The sequence below is a fragment of the Streptomyces sp. SPB074 genome, from assembly GCF_000154905.1.
Classification (GTDB): domain Bacteria; phylum Actinomycetota; class Actinomycetes; order Streptomycetales; family Streptomycetaceae; genus Streptomyces.
The window spans coordinates 3641188-3642313 of record NZ_GG770539.1 but is presented as its reverse complement, the minus strand read 5'-3'; the positions used below and the strand labels follow the sequence as shown (position 1 = coordinate 3642313).

The 1126-nt window shown below is 71.0% G+C and carries 1 protein-coding gene; it reads right to left on the bottom strand.

Annotation, left to right across the window (positions count from 1 at the left end; genetic code table 11):
• Positions 1-272 precede the first annotated feature (272 nt).
• Positions 273-1040: a response regulator transcription factor gene (locus tag SSBG_RS15025; RefSeq protein ID WP_037869820.1), complete on the bottom strand. Its 768-nt coding sequence runs from the start codon at positions 1038-1040 to the stop codon at positions 273-275.
• Positions 1041-1126 lie beyond the last annotated feature (86 nt).

Genomic DNA, 1126 nt, shown 5'->3' with positions numbered 1-1126 from the left:
GAGCACGGGTGAGACGTGCGGGGCGCGGTCGGTGCGGTCAGTGGTCGGGGGCCGTCCGCGGGGAGGCGGGACGGAGTGGGCCGGGGGCGGAGGGGGTCCGGGCGGGGAGGCGGGTGAGACGTGGCGGTCGCGTGATGGTGGGAGCTTGCGCGGGACACGCCGAGCCGAAACCGGAGGCCACCGGCTTTCATCCCTGCGGGTGAAGTGGGCCGGAGGGGCGGGAATTTCGCGCCCGCGTGTCGCCCTCCCCCGTACCGCGCTTCCGCGAGCCGTCAGCGGCGTCCGGCGGGGACGGCGGCGGGCGCCTGGAGTTCGGCGGGCTTGATGAGGTAGCCCGCGCCGCGCCGGGTGTGGATCATCGGCTCGCGGCCCCGGTCGATCTTCCGGCGGAGGTACGAGATGTAGAGCTCGACCACGTTGGCCTGGCCGCCGAAGTCGTAACTCCACACGCGGTCGAGGATCTGCGCCTTGCTCAGCACACGCCGGGGATTGCGCATGAGGTAGCGGAGCAACTCGAACTCGGTCGCGGTGAGATGGATGTCCGTACCGCCCCGGGAGACTTCGTGGCTGTCCTCGTCGAGAACGAGATCTCCGACCGTGAGCACGGAGGTGGAGCGCCGCCCGGCGCCCGCGCGCCGGATGAGCCCGCGCAATCGCGCCACGACCTCCTCCAGGCTGAACGGCTTGCTCACGTACTCGTCCCCGCCGGCGGTCAGCCCGGCGACACGGTCGGCGGCGGCGTCCTTCTCGGTGAGGAAGAGGACGGGCGTATCCGGCTGAGCACGCCGCATGAGCTGGAGCACGCTGAGGCCGTCCATGTCGGGCAGCACCATGTCGAGCACGACGGCGTCCGGCCGGAACCCCCGCACCTCGCGCACCGCGCCCGCGCCGTCCGTCGCGGTACGGATCTCCCAGCCCTCGTAGCGCAGAGCCATCGAGAGCAGCTCCGTCAGATTGGTCTCGTCGTCCACGACGAGCACCCGGACGGGACGCCCGTCCACGCTCGCTTCGGTGTGCCCCTGGGGCGGAATCGTGGTCATGCGTCTCATCCTGTGCGGCTCCTCTGAGAGGCCCCTTGCGCGAATCTGTGATTTCACTGAGAAATCCGTCGGCGCCCGGCAAAGGA

Bases quoted from the DNA above. Each gene is read 5' to 3' on its own strand.
- SSBG_RS15025 (WP_037869820.1), bottom strand. From the start codon at position 1,040: ATGACCACGATTCCGCCCCAGGGGCACACCGAAGCGAGCGTGGACGGG.